The organism is Sphingobacterium gobiense (genome assembly GCF_002980575.1).
GTDB lineage: Bacteria > Bacteroidota > Bacteroidia > Sphingobacteriales > Sphingobacteriaceae > Sphingobacterium > Sphingobacterium gobiense.
In genome coordinates, this window is sequence record NZ_PVBS01000002.1 from 1,023,506 (window position 1) to 1,045,326 (window position 21,821).

Sequence of the window (21,821 nt, forward strand, 5' to 3'; positions counted from 1 at the left end):
CTGTATTTTGTTAAAATTCTGCATTTTTGGGTGTTCTCGGAAATGGAATGACATCTCGGATATTCGTCATTCCAGTTACAAATAGCACAAGACGTTCAAAACCTACGCCAAAACCAGCATGTGGTGCAGATCCAAAACGACGCGTGTCTAGGAACCAATCCATTTCTTTCTCTGGGATGCCAACTTCGGCCATACGGGTGAGCAGCTTGTCCAGATTTTCTTCCCGCTGTGAGCCACCTACCATTTCACCGATTCCTGGAAATAGGATATCCATTGCACGTACCGTATGGCGACCTTGTGCATCTGGTTCGTTCTGCTTCATGTAGAACGATTTGATTTCGCGTGGATAATCCGTTAGGATAACCGGTTTCTTATAGTGCTTTTCTACCAAATAACGCTCGTGTTCTGACTGTAGATCTGCGCCCCACTCATCGATAAGGTATTTGAACTGCTTTTTCTGATTGGGTTTACTTCTTTTGAGGATTTCAATCGCCTCTGTATAAGTGACGCGTTCAAAATCGTTTTCGATAACGAAATTTAATTTTTCAATCAGTCCCATTTCAGAACGTTCGTTCTGAGGTTTTGATTTCTCTTCCTCCAATAATCGGTTGTTCAGTAGTTCAATTTCTTCCGGACAGGTGTCTAAGGCATATTTGATGACGTATTTTAACAAGTCTTCAGCAAGATCCATGTTATCGTCTAGTTCATAGAAAGCCATTTCTGGTTCTATCATCCAAAACTCAGCCAGATGTCGTGTTGTATTGGAGTTTTCTGCTCGAAAGGTTGGGCCAAACGTATAGATGTTGCCTAGTGCCATCGCCGCAAGCTCTCCTTCCAATTGGCCCGATACGGTCAAGTTTGTCGGTTTACCGAAGAAATCTTCTTTAAAGTCTATTTCGCCCGATTCTGTGCGAGGAGGATTGTTTAAATCCAAAGTCGTGACCTGGAACATTTCGCCAGCGCCCTCCGCGTCAGATCCGGTAACAATGGGCGTATGCATGTATATAAAATCCCGCTCGTTGAAGAATTTATGTACAGCAAATGCCAATGCGTTACGGATCTTAAAAATGGCATTAAATGTACCTGTACGGAAACGTAGATGTGCTATTTCCCGTAAAAATTCTAAGCTGTGTTTTTTCGGTTGCAACGGATATTTTTCCGGATCCGAATCCCCCAGGATAGTCAGCTCATTAACTTTGATTTCTACGCGTTGGCCCTTTCCCAGCGATTCCACAAGTTGTCCTTTTACGCGTACTGCCGCCCCTGTTGTTATTCTTTTCAATAAGGCCTCTTCTGTATGCTCAAAATCTACAACAGCTTGGATATTGTTTACGGACGAACCGTCGTTGATAGCTATAAATTGGTTGTTGCGGAAAGTCCGCACCCAACCTTTTACGATGACTTCTTTATCGAATTCTTCTGATTTTAATAAGTCTTTTATACGTGTATGTTCCATTTTTTTACCCATTTTATTCATTCTCCTTTTTTCTTGATAAAAAGGTTCTCTTCATTTTTTCTTGATGAAAAGATTCTCTTCATTTTTTTCTTGATAAAAAAACGAAGCAAAAAAATCAAGGCTGAGTATGTTTTCGCTACCTTTACTTGCCTCTTCCTAAACAAAATAAAACTCGCTACGCTCAAACATTATTTTGTTTTTAACGGAATAGTCTGCGTAAAGCTGGCCGCGAAAAAATACAAGGCCGTTTTTACACCGCGATAGACATTTCCTACTATTGATCGCTTTTAGCTACGCATTGCACGATCCCCATTAACACTTCATGTCGCCTTGGAACTTTGCATCTGTAGGAATCTGCCTTTGCACTTGCTCCCTATGCAAAGATTCCCAGCGACGATTTTTTTTGCTTCTTTTTTTGAGGTAAAAAAAGAAGCAAAAAAAATCTTTTACAAAAAAATCTTTTACAAAAAAACCGGTTTTCAAAAGGAAACCGGTTTTTCATAACAACACTGCTTATTATCCTTTTAATACTTTCGTTACTAATTCTGCTGCTTCTTTCAACAAGATGGCAGAATAAACCTGTAAGCCGGAATCATCAATTAATTTCTTTGCTTCCGCGGCGTTTGTACCCTGAAGGCGAACAATGATCGGCACTGGAATATTTCCGATTTCTTGGTATGCATCGATTACCCCTTGTGCTACACGGTCGCAACGAACGATACCACCGAAGATATTAATCAAAATAGCTTTTACGTTCGGGTCTTTCAAAATTATATTGAAACCAGCTTTTACCGTTTCTGCGTTTGCTGTACCTCCCACATCTAAGAAATTCGCAGGTTCACCACCAGCGATTTTAATGATGTCCATAGTAGCCATAGCTAAGCCGGCACCATTTACCATACAACCCACATTGCCATCCAGCTTTACATAGTTTAAGTTGGATTTTCCTGCCTCTACTTCCGTAGGATCTTCTTCTGCTAAGTCACGCAAAGCGGCGTAGTCCGCATGACGGTATAGTGCGTTTTCGTCAAAATTGACTTTTGCATCAACTGCTAGGATTTTGTCATCAGATGTCTTTAATACAGGGTTGATTTCAAATAACGATGCGTCTATAGCATCATATGCCTTATACAAAGCAGCGATAAATTTCACCATTTCCTTGTGTGCGGCACCAGAAAGACCGAGATTGAAAGCAATTTTACGTGCTTGGAAACCTTGCAGGCCTGCTTTAGGATCTATTTCTTCTTTGAAGATCAAGTGAGGCGTTTTTTCTGCTACCTCTTCAATATCCATACCTCCTTCGGTAGAATACATGATGATATTGCGTCCTGTTGCTCGGTCTAATAAAACGGAAACATAAAATTCTTTGACTTCACTCTCTCCAGGGTAATATACATCCTGTGCAACCAAAATTTTACTTACTTTTTTTCCTTCTGGGCCCGTTTGCGGCGTAACCAACTGCATGCCAATAATGTCTGTCGCACGCTGCGATACCTCGTCATGATTTTTAGCCAGTTTCACGCCGCCACCTTTACCGCGACCACCCGCGTGGATTTGTGCTTTTACAACCACCCAATCCGAATTAAAATCTTGTTTTAATGTTTGCGCCGCTTCGACAGCCTGCTCCGGAGTTTCTGCAAGGATTCCTTCTTGAACTCTTACGCCAAAACTTTTAAGTATTTCTTTTGCTTGATATTCGTGAATGTTCATCTTAAAAAATTTGTGGTAAAAATATGGTTTTTAAATGGAAAGGGCAAGTAATCTTTTCTTCCTTTTTTCATTAACAAAGATTGTCTACAGCAGCCGGTGAAGCTGCCATGATTTAAATATAATTCGGTGTAATTTTCGAAAATCATGGGGGTTTCTTACCTTCGCATTATGATATTGGAGGCAAACCAAATATATAAGTCTTTCGGAAAGTTGCCGATTTTGCGCGGTGTAGACCTATCGGTGGACACGGGAGAGATTGTTTCCATAGTAGGAGCATCAGGGGCAGGTAAAAGTACACTGTTGCATATTATCGGTACATTGGACAGGCCAGATAGTGGGCGGATTGTCATTAACGGCACCAACATAAGTGAACTGAATGAAAAGAAGATGAGTTTATTTCGAAATAAGCATATCGGTTTTGTCTTCCAATTTCATCATCTATTGCCCGAATTTACTGCGCTCGAAAATGTTTGTATTCCGGCATTTATCAACAATGTAGGAAAAAAAGAGGCGGAAGTACGAGGTATGGAACTTTTGAAACGATTAGGGGTTCAACATCGGGCTCAACATAAGCCATCTGAGATGTCGGGAGGAGAACAACAACGGGTTTCGGTAGCACGAGCTTTGATCAACAATCCTTCTTTAATTTTAGCAGATGAGCCGTCGGGCAATCTCGATTCGGAGAATGCGGCTTCTTTGCATCAGTTGTTTTTTGAGCTGCGCGCCTCGCTTGATCAAACCTTTATCATTGTCACGCATAATGAAGAATTAGCCAATATCTCGGACAGGACGGTTCACATGCGTGATGGAGAGATTCTTGATAAATGATGGATACTATTTTAATCACATACGGTACACAACCTTTTGCGCAGCGTATGGGCAGGCTACTGTCTTCTCGTTATGAGATAGCTTACGCCAGTTCGGAACCATTTCCAGATATATTATTAAAGCAGCACTATCATCGTATTCCTACAGGAGCAAATCCAATATTTGCACATGAAATGTTAAAACTGTGTTTGGATAACGGGTATCAGACGATACTCCCCTTGGGTAAAATGGAATTGCAGCCATTGAACGAAGCTGGGATATTATTGGACGAGTACGGAATAACGGTACTAATACCTCGAAATCTAGCAGATTGTTTCATGCTTGAAAACCCATCTGGAGTGGTTCATGTGATGAAAGCTGGAAAAGATATGTTGACTGATGAACAATTATGTGATGGCTATTTTTCGGGTGTGGGCATGTTGTCTGATTCTGGTGAAGAGCCGATTCTGTGTTTAGTTTAGATGATGAATAACAGTGGTTTTTCTTTAGATAAGTCTGTTTACGTTTTTGAAATCGACGACGTGTTGTATCCCAAACGGGATTACCTACTACAGGTATATTATTTGTTCTCCAATTTTGTGGAATATACGGAAGGACGGGCTTTAGCAGCGGATATCGTACGCTTTATGAAAGAAGCTTTGGAAACAGTGGGAGAGAGGGCTGTACTGCAGAATACGATAATACATTTTGGATTAAATGAAGGGTATTATGAAAATTTCGAAAGGCTGAAGGCTAATGCTCATTTACCATTGAAACTTTTTTTAAACGACGATATTAAAACATTATTATTATCTTTATTCGAAAAGGAAAAAAATGTGGGGATCCTGACAAATGGAAACCCGGTAGAGCAACTAAATAAACTTAAACACATCGATTGGCAAGAGCTGTCCGTATTTCTGCCTTCGCTAAAAGTGTTTTTTATACGCGAATTGGAATTTCGAAATATCAATCCTATTGATTATGTGATGGGGGAGTATCAGGTATCGGCAGAAGAAATTCAAGTCGTTACCGCAAAGGATTCGAGTTTTGATGGATGACTTTACCAATAAAAAAGAACACAGTATGAAGAAAAAACCGGCAACGATAAAGGAAATTGCGCGTAGATTGAAGATATCGCCGTCCACCGTTTCGCGGGCATTAAACGACCATCCAAGTATTGGGTTAGTAACTACGATGCGCGTGAAAAAAGTTGCCGAAGAACTGAACTATGAACCTAATCAGACAGCTATTTTTTTTAAACAGCGCCGTACGTTCACGATTGGTGTCATCCTTCCGAGTCTTTCGGAACCTTTTTTTTCCTCTGCTATCAGCGAAATTGAAAAGGTAGCAGGGGAACACGATTATACAGTGCTTATGGGGCAATCTCATGACGATGCCGCGCGTGAGCTAAAGATACTGCAGACATTTAAAAAACATCGAGTAGACGGTATCTTAATGTCTTTAGGGAAAAACACAGAGGATCTGAGTTTTGTCGAAATGTTAAATGATGCGGAAATTCCAATTGTTTTTTTCGATTGCGTTCCAAAAATTGAAGGCGTCAATAAAGTATACAGTGATCTAGCCACGGGTATGCGTGAAGCCATTCAAGCATTTGCTTCGATAGGACATCAGAATATTGCGTTAATTAATGGACCAGCGAATTTACTGGCGTCACAGGAGCGAGCTGCAGCCTATCAAAATGGGTTGGAAAGTGAACGTTTAGTATATAACGAGCGCTATGTAATTCACACAGATTTAACTGAACAAGGGAATGTTGAGGCGATAGACAAATTGCTGACGTTACCCCAGCGTCCGTCCGCAATCGTTTCATTTAACGATTTTGTCACATTGGACGTGATCAAATACGTTCGTCAGAAAGGATTAGTGCAAAAGAAAGACGTGTTTTTTATCAGCTACGCCAATTATCCCTTATGGAAATACATGGAGAATCCACCCATGGGAAGTATAGAACAATATCCCGACCAACAGGCACGCAAAGCTGCGGAAATTTTATTTAAGCATATTGGATCGGACGATCAAGTAGCGCCAGAAACGGTGGTTTTTGAATCAAAACTGGTGTTAAAATAAAGAAGCAACTTGAATACGCCAAGTTGCTTCTTATGCTGTTATAAATGAATGACCTCATCATAAGCCGCTGCAGCAGCTTCCATAATGGCTTCACTCATGGTCGGGTGTGGATGAACGGCCTTAATCATTTCGTGTCCTGTGGTTTCCAGTTTTCTGGCAACGACAACTTCTGCAATCATTTCCGTAACATTGGCACCGATCATGTGAGCTCCAAGAAGTTCACCATATTTAGCGTCAAAAATCAATTTAACAAATCCATCTTTGGCTCCGGCTGCAGAAGCTTTACCCGAAGCTGAGAATGGGAATTTGCCGACTTTTAGCTCATAACCAGCTTCTTTAGCTGCTTTTTCAGTATAGCCTACAGAAGCTACCTCCGGTGAACAGTACGTACACCCCGGAATATTATTGTAATCAATAGGATCAACGTGTAGACCCTTGATTTTTTCCACACAAGTTATTCCTTCTGCAGAAGCGACATGTGCTAAGGCTTGACCTTTTACGATATCACCGATAGCATATACGCCATCAATATTTGTCTTGTAAAAATCGTCTACTATTATGCGACCTTTATCCGTTTTTACACCTGTCTCTTCTAGTCCTAAATTTTCGATATTTGGACTGATACCAACAGCAGAAAGAACAACCTCCGCTTCAATTGTTTCCGTGCCTTTTGCCGTTTTAATGGAAACTTTCGATAGATCACCTTTGGTATCCACTGATTGTACTTCGGATTTAGTCATGATATCGATGCCTGCTTTTTTTAATGATTTTTCCAATTGCTTGGAAACCTCTTCATCTTCCACAGGAACAATTCTGTCCATGAATTCTACGATGGTCACTTTTGTGCCGATAGCGTTGTAAAAATAAGCAAATTCAACGCCGATAGCGCCTGAGCCAACAACAACAAGTGATTTGGGTTGTTTAGGAAGATTCATTGCTTGACGGTATCCGATGATTTTCTTACCATCTTGGGGCAGGTTAGGTAACTCGCGGGATCGCGCACCTGTTGCCAATATAGTATGTTTAGCGTTGTACTCCTTTGTTGAACCGTCGGCACCCTTTACTTCCACCTTGCCACCCTTTTTAATCTTAGCAGTACCCATGATGACATCAATTTTATTCTTCTTCATCAAGAACTGAATACCTTTGCTCATGCCGTCAGCAACGCCACGGCTTCTCTTTACAATGGCAGAGAAGTCTGCTTCGCCGCCTTGAACTTTGATTCCGTATTCTTCGGCATGATTTAAATACTCGAATACTTGTGCACTTTTCAATAAAGCTTTGGTCGGAATACAACCCCAGTTTAAACAGATACCGCCGAGCGCTTCACGTTCTACAATTGCTGTTTTAAAGCCTAATTGAGAGGCGCGGATAGCAGCGACATATCCTCCTGGACCACTACCGATTACTATGATGTCGTAGTTCATAATGTGTATTATTTTTAAGCGTATGCATTGTACATGGTATATTCCAAGTATGCATATAATTTAAATGTTTGTAGTAAAAGACTTGTGCGCATAGCGAACGTTCCAAAAATACATATTTTTTTTCATCTGTATAAATGTTTTTAAGGTGATGAAGTTATCGGTATTAGATACCGTTTTTCGTGTTTAACGATGAGGTAGCACGAGACGTTTTTGACTTCCATGTCAAACTTTGGTCAATAGATAATTAAAATGCGGCGCTATTGGACTTTAGACCGTAAGTTTGCAGAAACTTTTAATCGATCATTATGCTACGGATTTTTCAACAGATTGCGTTGTGGGAAGCTGTCTCCACTGTTGTTCTCTTTTTTGTTGCTATGCCTTTAAAATATCTAGCAAATATTCCGGAGGCCGTTCGTGTGGCGGGCTCTATTCATGGTTTTCTTGTCGTGCTTTTTATTATCCTACTAATTATGTGCTGGAACGAATATAAGTGGTCGTTTAGCCGCGTAATAAAATACTTTCTTGCATCGTTAATACCGATTGTATCCTTTTGGATTGAACGAGATGTAAAGAAGTTAATCACTTCTCCTAATACATAGTGGATTTATTTTCCGGTTTTCTCAATACCCATATAAGCATATGTAATTTCGGTCTTATGATGTGGGACGGGGATGCCGTTTTCGTCCAAATTGACGAACACTAATTTATCAATCGATAGAATGGTTTTGCGCGTAATTTTATTTCTTACCTCGCAGCGCATCGTGATGGATGTTCGTCCGAAATGGGTAGCTTCAATGCCCATTTCTATAATATCTCCTTGCTGAGCGGAGCTTACAAAATTAATTTCCGAGATGTATTTTGTGACGACCTTTGGGTTACCAAGTTGCACAATCGCGTAGATGACGGCTTCTTCGTCAATCCAACGCAGTAGGGTGCCACCAAATAAAGATCCGTTAGGATTTAAATCCTCTGGTTTTATCCATTTTCGGGTGTGAAAATTCATAAAGGTTTGTGTTTTGCATTTTATTGTCCAAAAAATAAAAGGCAAGATAATTTATCTTGCCTTTTATGATTTAAGCGTGAATTGCTCTGTTTGCCGTTGCGGCTAATGCAGCTTCTTTTATCGCTTCGGTGAATGTTGGATGGGCATGGCATATTCTGCCGATATCTTCAGCTGATGCTCTGTATTCCATTGCTACAACAGCCTCTGCAATCATATCAGCCGCGCGTGGACCGATCATGTGTACGCCCAATATCTCATCGGTTTCAGCATCTGCCAAAACCTTGATGAAACCATCAGTGTCTCCAGAAGCTTTAGCACGTCCGGATGCTTTAAAAGAAAACGAGCCACTTTTGTATTTTAAACCGGCTTCTTTCAGTTGTTCTTCTGTTTTTCCCACGGAAGCCACTTCTGGCCACGTATATACTACACCGGGTATTAGATTATAGTCGATATGTGGTTTCTGACCTACGATATGCTCTGCTACGTAGACGCCTTCATCTTCTGCTTTGTGGGCAAGCATTGCCCCTTTTACGACATCGCCGATTGCATAAACACCTTTTACCGAAGTTTCCAAATGCTCATTAACCGAGATCTTGTTTCCTCGTTCTTCGGTTTGAATACCGATATTCTCCAATCCCAAACCTTCTGTATAGGCCGTTCTTCCTACTGCGACAATACAATAATCCCCTTCTATGGAAATAGTCTCGCCCTTTGGGTTTTCAGCAGTTACAGTCACTTTTTTGCCTTTTGCAGACGCGCCTGTAACTTTATGTCCTAAGAAAAATTCCATGCCTAGATTTTTCTTTAATACACGCTGTAATTCTTTTCCTAGACCTCCATCCATGGTGCCGATAATGGATTTCTCATATTCGACAACCGATACTTTTGCGCCAAGGCGTGCGTAAACAGATCCCAGCTCTAAACCAATTACACCACCACCGATGACGATGAGGTGTTTGGGTACCTCAGCGAGATTTAAAGCTTCCGTGGAAGTGATAATTCGTTTTTTGTCGACTGGCAAAAAAGGAAGTGCCGTAGGTTTTGAACCTGTGGCTATGATTACATTTTTTGCTTTTAGTTCTTCCGAACTATTGTCGTTTTTGGTTACCTTAACGGTGTTTTTATCGATGAAGGAGCCAACACCTTCATAAGTGTCTATTTTGTTTTTCTTAAAAAGAAACGTAATACCAGCCGTATTTTGTGAAATGACCTCATTTTTACGTTCCATCATCTTTTTCACATCTAATTTTAGGTTGCTTAATCCGATGCCGTGTGTTTCAAAATTGTGCGCCGCATTGTGATAATGCTCTGAGCTATCTAACAATGCTTTGGATGGAATACACCCTACATTCAGACAGGTACCACCAAAAGTGCTATATTTTTCGATTACAGCCGTTTTAAGTCCAAGTTGAGCACAGCGAATGGCGCTTACATATCCACCGGGACCGCTTCCTATAACGATTACGTCGTATTGCATAAAAAAAAGTATTGTAGTTTCGGTCTCAAAGTTAACGATTTAAATAAATTTAATTGTATTTAATACGTAAATAAAAAAGCACTTACGATAGTAAGTGCCCGCTATGGTAAAGCTATTAAATTTCAAAATATTATTCGGCAACGATTTTACCCTGCATTACCCCGAAGTGTCCGGGAAAACTACAGATAAATGTGTATACGCCCTTTTCTAATGTAAACGTGATTTTGTCCTCTTCACCCGGTCCTAGTAATTTCGTGTGTGCAACGACAGAGCTTAATGACGTTTTAGGAATATAGTCATTGTCAGCAGCAGCAACGGCCTCTGAGCCAAATGTCGCTACGTCCACTCCTGAAGCCAGTATCACGAAATTATGCCCCATCGATTCCTTAGGCAATTCACCTACGTTTTTTAGCGTCAATTCAACTTCTTCGCCGGCTTTCACCCGTAACAGCTCTTTATCAAACTTCATTTGGTCGTTACCTTCTACGACAATTTTATTCGATAATTCTACGTTTTCGATACCGGGAACGGTTTCTGTTGCGGCACCTTCCGAGCTGGTTGTAGCCGTTTCTTCTGTTGTCGCTGAATTGTTTTTATTTTCAGAACCGCCACATGCCGCGAACGACAATGCGATAGCAATCGCTGGAAAAACAAATAATTTTCTCATTTTATGTAAATTAAAATAGTTTAACGTATGCTCTTTGAACAAAAATATAAAATAAAATGATATCTTTAAGAAGTTACTTAAAAATGAATATCCTATGGGTTCTGAAATTAGTTTAATTTTAATTGTGGTTGGGGGAGTTATAGCCTTTTTCCTCCTCCTGTATCTATTGCCGGTAAACCTTTGGTTCACGGCTCAACTTTCCAATGTGCGAATCAGTCTTTTGAATCTGGTGTTAATGCGCCTACGGAAAGTGCCACCGTCGCTGGTGACCAATGCGATGATAACGTCAACAAAAGCTGGGTTGCGTATTTCTACAAACGAGATTGAGACACATTATCTCGCTGGAGGGAATGTAAACAAAGTAATTAAGGCGCTTATTTCAGCGGATAAAGCTAATATACCGCTTGATTTTAAGTTGGCTACCGCCATCGACCTTGCTGGTCGGGATGTCTTTGATGCGGTACAACTATCTGTGAATCCACAGGTCATCAATACACCGCCCGTTGCTGCGGTCGCAAAGGACGGTATACAGCTCATCGCGAAAGCAAGGGTAACGGTACGAGCAAATATCAACCAACTCGTAGGGGGGGCTGGTGAAGAGACAATATTAGCTCGGGTAGGAGAGGGTATTGTAACCACAATTGGCTCTTCAATCAACCACAAAGAGACTTTGGAAAATCCGGACCGGATTTCAAAAACAGTGCTTTCTAAAGGCTTGGATTCTGGAACGGCATTCGAGATATTGTCTATCGATATCGCAGATATTGATATCGGTGATAACGTAGGGGCCAAATTACAAATAGATCAAGCTGAAGCCGATCTGAAAGTGGCAAACGCAAGGGCGGAGGAACGTCGTGCTATGGCGGTGGCTACCGAGCAGGAAATGCGTGCCAAAACACAGGAAGCGAAAGCAAAAGTAATAGAAGCTGAGTCGCAGGTTCCATTAGCTATGGCGGAAGCTTTTCGTAGTGGAAATCTGGGTATAATGGATTACTATAAAATGCAGAATATACAGGCTGATACAGATATGCGCTCGTCTATTTCCAAACCTACATCGGACGACAAAGGAAAATCGTAGACGAAAGGATAACATCAAAGTTGTTTCTAAAACAAAACCCTGGCGATGGGCGCCAGGGTTTGCTACTAACCAATTATAAACCTAAATTATGAAAAGACAATTTTATGCTGTAATCATTTATAGCGCTCTTGCTTATTGATTACGATACAAAAGTACGTCGAAAATTGATATTTGTCAAGCGTATTCCGAGGTTAGTTGTGTTTGCAATCAATATGTGACAAATATTTGATGATATGGCGTATTTAAATAAAATTTTGACTTTTATCGATTAGTTACTTTATGATTTTACAACGTTTTGTCCACATCAAGGTTCTTTTTTTAGATGTCGATGGCGTGCTTACAGACGGATCTGTACTTGTTACCGAACAAGGTGAGCAACTGAGACGGTTCTCCGTTAAAGATGGCTATGCTATTCAACTGGCAATAAAACACGGACTTCGTATCGCTGTTATAAGTGGAGGAAAGTCTCAGGGTGTTATGCACCGTCTTCGCGGCCTTGGCGTAGAAGATGTTTATTTAGGTGTAGTAGATAAATTGACATTAATGCAAGAAATTATTCGGCGTTACGATGTCGCGTTAGCGGAAGTAGGTTTTATGGGAGACGACATGCCGGATCTGGATTGCTTGAAACTAGTAGGATTGGCGATGTGTCCGCAAGACGCGGCGGAGGAAATAAAAGCTGTAGCACATTATGTCTCTCCAAAGCTTGGCGGCGGAGGTTGCGTTCGAGACGTAATTGAAAAAATCTTAAAATTGCAAAATAAATGGTATGACAACGATAATATAAAAAGTATTTAGATGTTAATCCAGAAGTTCAAAGATATACCTATAGTCCTAGGTTCGCAATCACCTCGCCGGAAAGAACTCCTGCAAAAGATGGGTTTTGATTTTCAGGTTATTGTCAAGGAAACAGATGAGCATTTTGATGCACAGCAATCGCCTCACGAAATAGTAGAGCATATTGCTATTCATAAAATGCTAGGTTTTGATAGTGATACATTTTACGACACATTGGTTATTACGGCAGATACGGTTGTCGTATACAAAGACGAAATCTTGGGAAAACCCCGTGAAAAAAAAGAAGCATTTCAGATGCTGCGTAAATTACAAGGAGACCGCCACGAAGTGTTTACCGCCGTAGCATTGCAATACCAGGGCTGTGTAAAAAGCTTTGTAGAGACAACCGCCGTTGAATTCTATCCCTTATCCGAAGAAGAAATCGACTATTATATTAAAAACTATAACCCTTTTGATAAAGCTGGCTCATATGGTATTCAAGAATGGCTTGGATATACGGGGATAAAAACAATTACCGGCTCATATGACAATGTGGTGGGATTACCGACGGCACGGCTATATCAAGAGATGAAAAAATTATAGGGGCAAAAAAGTTGCCCCTATAATATATTATTTAATAGTATATCGTACCCCTGTGTAAAACATCCGACCTGTTATCGGACCCCATAACAAGTTCGTGTCAAAATGGCTTCCAAATGGCTCTTCAAACGCTAAAATCGGATTCTTCTGATAAAAGTTTGTTAAATTTTCTCCACCGAGATATACGGTAAAGTTTTTGTCTGCCCCGAAGCTTTTGCTAATTTGCGCATTCATGGTAACGTAGGCGTCGGAATAAGCTGCCAATTGATATTCAATCGGATTATCGACAGTAGACGGCAGACGTTTTTTGCCAACCATGTTTAACGTGTAGTCAAAACTCCATCCACTGTGTAAATTGTAAGCCATGTTGACGAATCCTCTATGCTTGGCTGTCAATGGTTTTTGTAGACGCCCGTTTCTATAATCTGTTTGTACATCTAATAACCTATATGCCATCTTTGTTTCGAAGTGTTGTGCTGGCATAAACCTAAATTCAGCTTGTAAACTATTGGAGTAGGATTTGCCGTCCAAATTGTAGAATGATACTGTTCTCGGGTTCTCCCAGTCTATCACCACCTGATTGGTGAAATTGTTATGGAAAAGCTCGAGGGATACACCCGATTCTCTACCGAATAATTGGAAATCTTGATCAAAAGTAAACCCAGTATTCCAAGATACTTCCGGTTTTAGTCCGTAGGCAGTGCCATTATTGGTGGCGAGATTCTCGTAGTCTATTGCGCGGCTGGATGCAAATATGCCCAGGTTTTCCGCAAAAACGTTAGCGGTACGTTGTCCTCTTCCGGAGCTTAAGCGTAACGTAGTTGTATTAGTGGGCGCGTAGCGAAGTACTGCTCTCGGTGTTGTAAACCAGCCGTAAATGCTATTATAGTCTTGGCGGAGACCTAGAACGGCATCGAACTTCTCCGTAGGAGCATAAGTATATTCTAGAAATGCCCCCGAGACGGTTTCTGTCCGATTAAAATCGTGTTGCAAGATGTTTTCATTGTATTTATCATATGATACCGAGACTCCGGCTCTGTATTTATGTTGTACGTTGCCTATAACGTCTTGGTATAGCAGGTTCGCATATCCGCTATTTTGTTTATTGTCATACGTCGTTAAACCGAAAAAACTGTTCTGACGGAAATGTGATCCGGCGAGTTGCAAGCCGATGCTGCGGAGTTTGTTACTTGGAAAGACGTAACCAATCTTAGCAAAACCTTCTATGCGGTCAATATCGAATCCCAATCCATAGCGGTCAGTAGTCAACTTATCGCTATTTTTATTAAAATCGATTTCGCCTCCTGTACGGTCATCGCTTAAATACTTAATGCCAAACTGCGCGATTAGGCCCTTGCCGTCTTCATAGTGCCACCTATTTATTCCCGAAAACGTATTACCTACCGGCATGTCCCTAAAACCATTGTTACTAAAATTCATGTTTTTGTTGTACATGAAATTGTCGTGTAACAAAAGGCCGACAGACCATTTGTCGTTTAGTTTTTGCGCAAGGTTTAAATTGACATCTGTGCGCCCCATATTGTTAGCATATGCATTAAAATAAAGCCGGTCTGTATTGTGTGGTTTTTTTAGTTCCACATTAATCTGCCCTGACATACTTTCAAATCCATTTGCCACCGAACCCATACCTTTACTTATATGTATGGCTTCAATCCATGGTCCGGCCATACTATTTAAACCCAATGGTGCAGCAAATCCCCGTGGGCCCGGAAGATTCTCGACTGTTAGCTGCGTGTAAATACCACTTAAGCCTAACAACTGTACTTGCTTAGCGCCCGTTACGGCGTCACTTGCCACTACGTCCACGGATGCATTGGTTTCAAAACTTTCACTGAGATCACAACAAGCCGCTTTGAATAGTTCCCTTGCCGTTATTGTCTCTACACGGTTGGCGTTCATTTTATCCACATAGGCAGTACGTTGTCTTCTGGAAACTACTACTACGCCTAATACATTGTCTTTCGCGTGGATGACTACTATCTCGTGTAGGTTCTTTATTTCGACGGTGTCAGGTTGCATCCCCGCGTAGGTAATTACAAGATGGCTGTAACCTTTTTCATGTTTGATGTCAAAAACACCTTCTGCGTTACTTTGTCTTTGCGTCGCCTTATTTTCAAGCCAATGCACGTTTACACCCGCAATAGGTGTGAGATCGCCACGGTTATTTTCCTGTACCACCACGCCTCGAACAATGTGTTCATGATCATGGTTCTGATGGTTGTTGTGGCTTTTTTCCTCTCCAAGACGGTCGTATAAACAACATTCGTGAAGCGCTTCATACACTTCTTGTTTCGCGCGCACTTCATCGGTGTCATGTCCCGCGTCAGCTATCGACTGCTTAATATCATTGGAGGATGTTACGTTCGAATTGAAGTTTACTGTTGCCATGCCGTCTTGGATATTCCAGGTAGCATTAGAAACACCATTTATTTTTGCTGCTTTCTCAATCCGTTGTTTACACATGGCACAATTTCCTGCCACTTCAAAAGTGATAGTACTATCTTGCTGGGCAAAGCTGATTGTATATATATTGATAAAAAATAAGGTAATAAGCCCTGTATATATTCGGTTCATTATATTTCTTCATTTGATAACCATTAAATAAAATGATGCTCACATTCCATGTGTTTCCCTGTAATGGAAATGCGTAGTATCGTCGCTGTTTAATCCGTTAAGAAGACAGGATTAAATTCGGAAGTTACAATGAAGGAGATAGGTCGGTGTAGACCGTTTTGCCAGTGAGAACTGACTAGGTCCGGTGCTTGCTTTTTGTGTGTCGAAATGTGGTTGAAAAACCACTATCCAAATGATAGAAAGCGTCGCTGGTGATAATGTCAAGAAACTAAAAGCAGCAGGTGTACTTTCAACCTTTTCTTGTCCTTTTTTTAGATCAATTTTGATGTCTTTACAACAGTCGTCACCCTCCGTATTACAGGCATGGGATGAAGAAGCTTCTTTTTCATGTCCATGATCCATGCAAATAGGACAGCTTTGATGATGTTCATCGGCTTTATCCTGTAGCATAATTAACGATCCCCCATGGCATTGATGCATGTATATAGTTGCTCCTGTACATGTCAACATGTAAAAGAATAAAACTATGCTCGATAAGAATGCTCTCATTACAACAAAGATAGAAAAGATTTTTATCTCTGGAAAATTGTGTTCAAAAACAGATCTATGATATTGCAAATTTAGCCCGTCCTAAAACCGGAGTTAAGGACAGGCCAAACGTTTTATTCTAGCTATTACGTTTTGATGCCTTTAATAAAAGATTCGATCTTATTCATGTAGTCGTCATCCGATAATACCCGAACAAATGCACTGCCAATAATGGCCCCTTTTGCATAAGTGGTAGCTTTCCGAAATGTTTCGCGATCCGAGATTCCGAAACCGATCACCAGCGGATTCTTCAAGTCCATATCCTTCAAACGTTGAAAATACTGTTCCGCTTGCGCTCCGACTTCTAGGTTTTTACCTGTGGTGGCATTGGATGATAGAAGATAAATAAAGCTATGAGAGAGATTGTCTATTTTTCGTATCCTTTCTTCGGATGTCTGAGGCGTGACCAAGAAAATGTTGTTAATCCCATATTGTTTAAACGTATCTTGATATAGCTCCTCATATTCATATATCGGCAAATCTGGGATAATGGCACCATTCACACCCACCGCTTGGCAAGATTTACAAAAGTTCTCTACACCGTATTGTAAAACGGTGTTAAAGTATCCCATCAGAAAAACAGGAATGGATACATGAGATCGTAAGTCCTGCAATTGTTGAAAAAGGCATTGGAGCGTCATACCATTCCTTAAGGCGACCTCGGAACTATGTTGGATAACCGGTCCATCTGCTATAGGATCAGAATAAGGAAAACCAATTTCGAGGAAATCTGCACCTGCGCTTTCCAGCTTCTTTGCAATAGCAATTGTACTATCTAAATTCGGGTAACCTGCCGTATAATAGATGGATAGTAATCCCTTTGAGTTATCGCTTTTAAATATATCTTGTGTGTGCATAGTGTTTAAAATCCAAAATATTTCATATAGTTGTCCAAATCCTTGTCACCACGGCCCGATAAACAAATTACGACGTTTTCATTACCCTGAAACGTCATTTTTTCTAGATAGGCTAAGGCGTGCGAGCTTTCGATCGCGGGTATGATACCTTCCAATTTTGTGAGCAACAATCCAGCTTGCATCGCTTCATCATCTGTAATACTAACATACTTTCCACGCCCACTTTTATACAGCCAAGCATGCTGGGGGCCTATGCCGGGATAATCCAAGCCGGCGGATATAGAGTAGGGTTCAGTGACCTGTCCGTCTTCCGTTTGCATCAGTATGGAACGGCTTCCGTGCAACACACCTTCTTTACCTAAAGCGGTTGTAGCTGCTGATTCACCACTCTTTATTCCGTGCCCGGCAGCCTCTACGGCAATAAGCTTTACTTGTTCATCTTCCAAAAAATGGTAGAACATGCCTGCTGCGTTAGAACCGCCGCCCACACAGGCGAGAACGTAATCAGGTAAACTATTACCAGTTTTTTCGGTGAGCTGTCTTTTTGTTTCCTCGGATATAATCGATTGAAAGCGAGCGACTAAATCAGGGTAAGGGTGTGGACCTACAACCGAGCCAATAATATAATGTGTGTCTATAGGGTTATTTATCCAATCGCGTAATGCTTCGTTGGTAGCATCTTTCAAGGTCTTGCTCCCAGATTGTGCGGCAACTACCGTGGCACCCATCATTTTCATGCGTGCGACGTTAGGAGCTTGGCGCTGGATGTCGATTTCACCCATATATACCACACATTCTAATCCCTTTAGGGCGCATACAGTGGCCGTAGCGACACCGTGTTGGCCGGCGCCGGTTTCTGCTATAATCCTTTTTTTACCTAAACGCTCAGCGAGGAGTATCTGTCCGATTGTATTGTTGATTTTATGCGCTCCGGTATGGTTTAGGTCTTCTCGTTTAAGAAAGATATTCGCACCATAACGTGCTGATAAGCGTTTGGCGAGATATAAGGGGGAGGGGCGCCCTACATAGTCTTTCAGCAGTTCCTGAAATTCTTGTTGGAAGCTCTCTTCCTGCATAATCTCCATGTATTTTTGTTGAAGTTCCTCTACATTTGGATATAACATTTCGGGAATGTAAGCTCCTCCGAATGGGCCATAATATCCTTTTTTGTTTACGTGATATTTACTCATGTCTGATTATTTTCAATGCTGTCTGCAATTTGTCAATGTCTTTTAATCCGGGTTTTACCTCGAATTTTGAGTTGATGTCTAAACCGATCAAACGCTCGTCGTCAATAGCCAACGCATTTGGGATATTGGTAAGATCAAGTCCGCCGCTTAAGAAATAGGGTACGTCATAGGGATAGCTTTCTAATAATTCCCAGTTGAATGGGCGGCCTGTTCCACCGTGTTGGGGGCTGCTGGTGTCAAATAGGAAATAATCGACGATCCCGATGTAAGACGCAAAGGTTTCCCAAGATGTGTCGGCATCTATTCCAAAAGCCTTGATGATTTCAATATCCTCTTTTTTTAGTTGCTCACAGAACGCAGGTGATTCTTGTCCGTGTAGTTGTACAGTTTGCAGTCCCTCTGCGATTTTTTCATTTACACGCGCCACCTCGGCATTCACGAATACGCCTACTTTTTTTATTGAAGCTGGAACGGAAACACTGGGTAGTTCCGGTGTGTAGCGGGCCGATTTTTCGTAAAAGATGAATCCCATATAGTCGATAGGAAGCAAGGCGAGGGCTTCAACGTTTGCCGGATCGCGCATACCACAAACTTTTATTTTTACATCTTTCATTTTACGCTGAAACCAATTTATGGAAACTTTGCAATGCTTTTTTTCCTAACAAGGAAGATTCTGCTTCGTAGTAACAGTCCCCAAATGTCTTATCAGGATGTATCGTCTTTATAGCAAAAGCGGCGTTGGTAAGTACTACGTTATTTTGCATGTCATTACCTTCTGCACTGATAATACGACGGAAGATCGCAGTCGCCTCTTCTACAGTGTCTCCTCCTGCTAGATCGGTAGGAGCTATCGGTGAAAAACCGAGGTCTTCTACCTTAACGTATTTTTCGCCTTGATTATCGATAATTTTAAAATCGCCCGTCAGCGATATTTCATCATAACCGTCGAGCGCATGTATAATGCTGTATTGTTTGGACGTTTCTTGATATAAATAATGGTATAAACGGGCAAGTTCCAAGCTAAACACACCCACTGCTTGGAATTTAGGATTTGTAGGGTTAGTAAGGGGACCTAGCATGTTAAAGAATGTTTTGACACCCAATGCACGTCGAATCGGTGCAACGGTTTTCATTGCCGGGTGAAAAAGCGGAGCATGCAAAAAGCAAATATTTGCTTCATCCAACTGACGCTGAAGCTTATCGCGATTATTCGTAAATGAATAACCTAGATGTTCCATTACATTGGAAGAACCACATCCAGAAGAGACGCCTACGTTGCCATGTTTCGCTACATGATAACCCGCTCCTGCTACGATAAAAGATGCCAATGTGGAAATATTAAACGTGTTTTTACCGTCACCACCGGTACCACATAAATCAATCAAATCATATCCGGGGAATTCAACTTTATGACAGAGATCATACATGGCATTGCGAAAGCCGCTAAGTTCCTCTACGCGAATACTTCGCATACCGTATGTCGTCATGAAAGCCGCTATTTGATGTGGGTCATATTTACCCGTCGCGATATTCGTAAGAATACTGTAAGCTTCTTCCGTTGTGAATGTTTTGTACTCAAATAAATGAGCTAGTATTTCTTTCATATTATGCAGGACAAAAGTCTATAAAAAAGGGCTTGCCTAATTCAGGCAAGCCCACTATCCTTTGATGTAAAAATTTCAAGCAATAGGTTTTCGCCACAACATTATCTGTTGTGCCACCACCAAGCTCTATTTACATTACTAAATTTCATTTTTAACACTATTCAATAGCAAATGTCTAATATTTGTTAATCAAATGCAAGGAAAATTGTGAAAAATTATTCAAAAACACGTCTACGGTCTTATTCAATAAGTCACAAAATGTGCTTTGCTGCCTTTCGATACAAGGGTAAAAGACGCTATTTTATCCTGTGCGATGTACACAGCGAGCATTTGACGCTTCCGGTACCACAAGAAATACATCTTATCGGTGGGTTTTCCTTCTGGATCAATGTCGCGGGTTTCCCGTTTGGGTAAGGCTTGAAAAGGAATGTATTCTATTTCATTGAGGTTCTTCGGTTGGAGGTTAATACGTATTTCCTCTATACTAGCCTCCAGATAGTCGTATTCTTCATCTGTTTCTGTTTGCTCCAATAATACATGCCTACTTAAGATTAGATCCGGTCGTTGCTTCTCATCCGCTATATCAGCGATAAAATCTTTAATAAGAGCGATATCATGTTGGGCCGTTGCTTCCGTGGTTTGTGCTGTGACGAGCTGAATTGAACAGAAAAGAAGAAAAAAAACTTGTAATATTTTTTGCATAAAAAGCGTGCTTTTTAAGTAAGACCGCTTTTCAAAGAGAAGGATTAATACCTTCTCCTTTTTAATACTCGTCTTCGTTAAAGAAGAAATCGTCTTTTGTTGGATAGTCCGGCCAAATCTCTTCAATATTCTCGTAAGGCTCTCCATCATCCTCCAAGGCTTGGAGATTTTCAATGACCTCAACTGGAGCCCCTGAACGAATGCCATAGTCAATTAACTCATCTTTAGTCGCTGGCCATGGCGCGTCTTCCAAATGTGAAGCAAGTTCTAGTGTCCAATACATATATCTACTATTTTAATGAATTCCTTTTTTTCGCAAAAATAACATTATTATCCACTAAATCAAGTCAAACGATTGTTATTAATTTACTTCTGATGTAATTGATTGTAATACAGTAAAATAAAATTATATATTTTCGAAATCAGAGCCCTTTTCTTTCAGTGTATCGAGTCGGGGATGTATAGATTTAATGTCAGGATTAGGATAGTCATCCTCGATGAGCCCGTCGCGCATGCGGACAATGCGGTGTGCATGTTGTGCGATATCTTCTTCATGGGTTACCAAGATAATCGTGTTGCCTCTTGCATGTATATCTTCCACCAGCCCCATGATTTCGATGGATGTTTTGGTATCCAAATTTCCCGTTGGTTCGTCGGCCAGAATGATGGAAGGGTCATTGATGAGCGCGCGCGCTACGGCTACCCGTTGCCTTTGTCCACCGGATAACTCGTTGGGTTTATGGTCGACACGATTTCCCAATCCTACGTTTTCTAAAGCATGCAGTGCCTTTTCTTCCCGTACTTTTTTATTATAACCTGCATAAATCAGGGGGAGGGCCACATTTTCCAACGCTGAATTTTTCGGTAAGAGATTGAAGGTTTGAAAGACAAAACCGATTTCTTTGTTACGGACCTCTGCCAACTCGTTCTCACTCATCTCGGAGACGTTAATGTTATTCAATATATACTGTCCTTTAGTCGGTGTATCCAAACAACCTAAAATATTCATCAGCGTGGATTTACCAGAGCCCGATGGCCCCATTAGTGCCACAAACTCACCTTTTTTTATATTGAGCGATACCGATTTGAGGGCGTGTATTCTTTCTGCTCCGATGACGTATTCTCTTCCAATATCTTCTATTTGAATTAAATAATGTTCTTCCATGCGTTTCGCGTTAAGTGGGCTTAAGATACA

General features: G+C 41.0%; 23 protein-coding genes. 8 read left to right on the forward strand and 15 right to left on the reverse strand.

All coding sequences use genetic code 11. The features are described from left to right. Positions 1-10: 10 nt before the first annotated feature. Complete coding sequence (asnS, locus tag C5749_RS12975; RefSeq protein WP_105727046.1) at positions 11-1,456, reverse strand: asparagine--tRNA ligase; 1,446 nt, start codon at positions 1,454-1,456, stop codon at positions 11-13. 516 nt (positions 1,457-1,972) lie between these two features. Next, positions 1,973-3,166, reverse strand: a complete 1,194-nt coding sequence (gene sucC / locus C5749_RS12985; protein ID WP_105726592.1) for an ADP-forming succinate--CoA ligase subunit beta — start codon at positions 3,164-3,166, stop codon at positions 1,973-1,975. A 168-nt stretch (positions 3,167-3,334) separates the two neighbouring features. Between sucC and C5749_RS12990 the strand changes: the two genes are divergently transcribed. Genes C5749_RS12990 through C5749_RS13005 form a run of 4 tightly spaced genes read left to right on the forward strand, consistent with a single transcriptional unit; the run spans position 3,335 to position 6,061 of the window. Further along, positions 3,335-3,994, forward strand: coding sequence for an ABC transporter ATP-binding protein (locus tag C5749_RS12990; protein WP_105727047.1), 660 nt, complete (start codon positions 3,335-3,337; stop codon positions 3,992-3,994). Next, a complete protein-coding gene (locus C5749_RS12995; protein WP_105726593.1) occupies positions 3,991-4,455 on the forward strand; it encodes a hypothetical protein in 465 nt (154 codons plus the stop codon). Before C5749_RS12990 ends, C5749_RS12995 begins: the two co-directional genes overlap by 4 nt. Beyond that, entirely contained in the window at positions 4,456-5,031 is a 576-nt protein-coding gene (locus C5749_RS13000; RefSeq protein WP_105726594.1) for an HAD family hydrolase, read from the forward strand. 25 nt (positions 5,032-5,056) lie between these two features. Further along, on the forward strand, positions 5,057-6,061 hold the full coding sequence (locus C5749_RS13005; RefSeq protein WP_105727048.1) for a LacI family DNA-binding transcriptional regulator: 1,005 nt from the start codon (positions 5,057-5,059) through the stop codon (positions 6,059-6,061). A gap of 38 nt (positions 6,062-6,099) precedes the next feature. Here the strand turns inward: C5749_RS13005 and lpdA (C5749_RS13010) are convergent, their stop codons facing one another. Further along, on the reverse strand, positions 6,100-7,488 hold the full coding sequence (lpdA, locus tag C5749_RS13010) for a dihydrolipoyl dehydrogenase (RefSeq protein ID WP_105726595.1): 1,389 nt from the start codon (positions 7,486-7,488) through the stop codon (positions 6,100-6,102). A 305-nt stretch (positions 7,489-7,793) separates the two neighbouring features. Between lpdA (C5749_RS13010) and C5749_RS13015 the strand changes: the two genes are divergently transcribed. Beyond that, positions 7,794-8,087, forward strand: coding sequence for a DUF3817 domain-containing protein (locus C5749_RS13015; protein WP_105726596.1), 294 nt, complete (start codon positions 7,794-7,796; stop codon positions 8,085-8,087). A gap of 5 nt (positions 8,088-8,092) precedes the next feature. On the opposite strand, the gene C5749_RS13020 is transcribed toward C5749_RS13015, so the two are convergent. The 3 genes from C5749_RS13020 to C5749_RS13030 form a co-directional block, all read right to left on the reverse strand. Continuing rightward, positions 8,093-8,491, reverse strand: a complete 399-nt coding sequence (locus C5749_RS13020) for an acyl-CoA thioesterase (protein ID WP_105726597.1) — start codon at positions 8,489-8,491, stop codon at positions 8,093-8,095. Positions 8,492-8,561: 70 nt separating this feature from the next. Further along, on the reverse strand, positions 8,562-9,968 hold the full coding sequence (gene lpdA, locus C5749_RS13025) for a dihydrolipoyl dehydrogenase (RefSeq protein ID WP_105726598.1): 1,407 nt from the start codon (positions 9,966-9,968) through the stop codon (positions 8,562-8,564). Between the two features lie 130 nt (positions 9,969-10,098). Then, the gene (locus C5749_RS13030) at positions 10,099-10,635 is read right to left on the reverse strand and encodes a plastocyanin/azurin family copper-binding protein (RefSeq protein ID WP_105727049.1); all 537 of its coding nucleotides are present in this window, start codon (positions 10,633-10,635) and stop codon (positions 10,099-10,101) included. A gap of 94 nt (positions 10,636-10,729) precedes the next feature. Here C5749_RS13030 and floA point away from each other — a divergent pair, with 94 nt between their 5' ends. The 3 genes from floA to C5749_RS13045 all read left to right on the forward strand — a co-directional run bounded on the left by floA (position 10,730) and on the right by C5749_RS13045 (position 13,093). Continuing rightward, complete coding sequence (gene floA, locus C5749_RS13035) at positions 10,730-11,713, forward strand: flotillin-like protein FloA (protein ID WP_105726599.1); 984 nt, start codon at positions 10,730-10,732, stop codon at positions 11,711-11,713. 279 nt (positions 11,714-11,992) lie between these two features. Then, positions 11,993-12,511, forward strand: a complete 519-nt coding sequence (locus tag C5749_RS13040) for a KdsC family phosphatase (protein ID WP_105726600.1) — start codon at positions 11,993-11,995, stop codon at positions 12,509-12,511. Beyond that, positions 12,512-13,093, forward strand: coding sequence for a Maf family protein (locus C5749_RS13045; protein WP_105726601.1), 582 nt, complete (start codon positions 12,512-12,514; stop codon positions 13,091-13,093). A 27-nt stretch (positions 13,094-13,120) separates the two neighbouring features. Here the strand turns inward: C5749_RS13045 and C5749_RS13050 are convergent, their stop codons facing one another. The 9 genes from C5749_RS13050 to C5749_RS13090 all read right to left on the reverse strand — a co-directional run bounded on the left by C5749_RS13050 (position 13,121) and on the right by C5749_RS13090 (position 21,791). After that, positions 13,121-15,685 (reverse strand): TonB-dependent receptor domain-containing protein, encoded by a 2,565-nt coding sequence (locus tag C5749_RS13050; protein WP_105726602.1) that lies wholly within the window; start codon positions 15,683-15,685, stop codon positions 13,121-13,123. Positions 15,686-15,796: 111 nt separating this feature from the next. After that, on the reverse strand, positions 15,797-16,234 hold the full coding sequence (locus C5749_RS13055) for an HYC_CC_PP family protein (RefSeq protein WP_105726603.1): 438 nt from the start codon (positions 16,232-16,234) through the stop codon (positions 15,797-15,799). A gap of 125 nt (positions 16,235-16,359) precedes the next feature. Further along, positions 16,360-17,130, reverse strand: coding sequence for a tryptophan synthase subunit alpha (gene trpA / locus C5749_RS13060; protein ID WP_105726604.1), 771 nt, complete (start codon positions 17,128-17,130; stop codon positions 16,360-16,362). Between the two features lie 5 nt (positions 17,131-17,135). Continuing rightward, positions 17,136-18,320 carry a tryptophan synthase subunit beta gene (trpB, locus tag C5749_RS13065; RefSeq protein WP_105726605.1) on the reverse strand — a complete coding sequence of 395 codons (1,185 nt, stop codon included), beginning with the start codon at positions 18,318-18,320 and terminating at the stop codon, positions 17,136-17,138. Further along, positions 18,313-18,933: a phosphoribosylanthranilate isomerase gene (locus C5749_RS13070; protein ID WP_105726606.1), complete on the reverse strand. Its 621-nt coding sequence runs from the start codon at positions 18,931-18,933 to the stop codon at positions 18,313-18,315. Before C5749_RS13070 ends, trpB begins: the two co-directional genes overlap by 8 nt. Before the next feature lies 1 nt (position 18,934). Beyond that, the gene (gene trpD / locus C5749_RS13075) at positions 18,935-19,924 is read right to left on the reverse strand and encodes an anthranilate phosphoribosyltransferase (protein ID WP_105726607.1); all 990 of its coding nucleotides are present in this window, start codon (positions 19,922-19,924) and stop codon (positions 18,935-18,937) included. A 243-nt stretch (positions 19,925-20,167) separates the two neighbouring features. Then, positions 20,168-20,626: a hypothetical protein gene (locus C5749_RS13080; RefSeq protein ID WP_105726608.1), complete on the reverse strand. Its 459-nt coding sequence runs from the start codon at positions 20,624-20,626 to the stop codon at positions 20,168-20,170. A 61-nt stretch (positions 20,627-20,687) separates the two neighbouring features. Next, the gene (locus tag C5749_RS13085) at positions 20,688-20,909 is read right to left on the reverse strand and encodes a DUF2795 domain-containing protein (protein WP_017258669.1); all 222 of its coding nucleotides are present in this window, start codon (positions 20,907-20,909) and stop codon (positions 20,688-20,690) included. Positions 20,910-21,032: 123 nt separating this feature from the next. After that, entirely contained in the window at positions 21,033-21,791 is a 759-nt protein-coding gene (locus C5749_RS13090) for an ABC transporter ATP-binding protein (RefSeq protein ID WP_105726609.1), read from the reverse strand. Between the last annotated feature and the right edge of the window lie 30 nt (positions 21,792-21,821).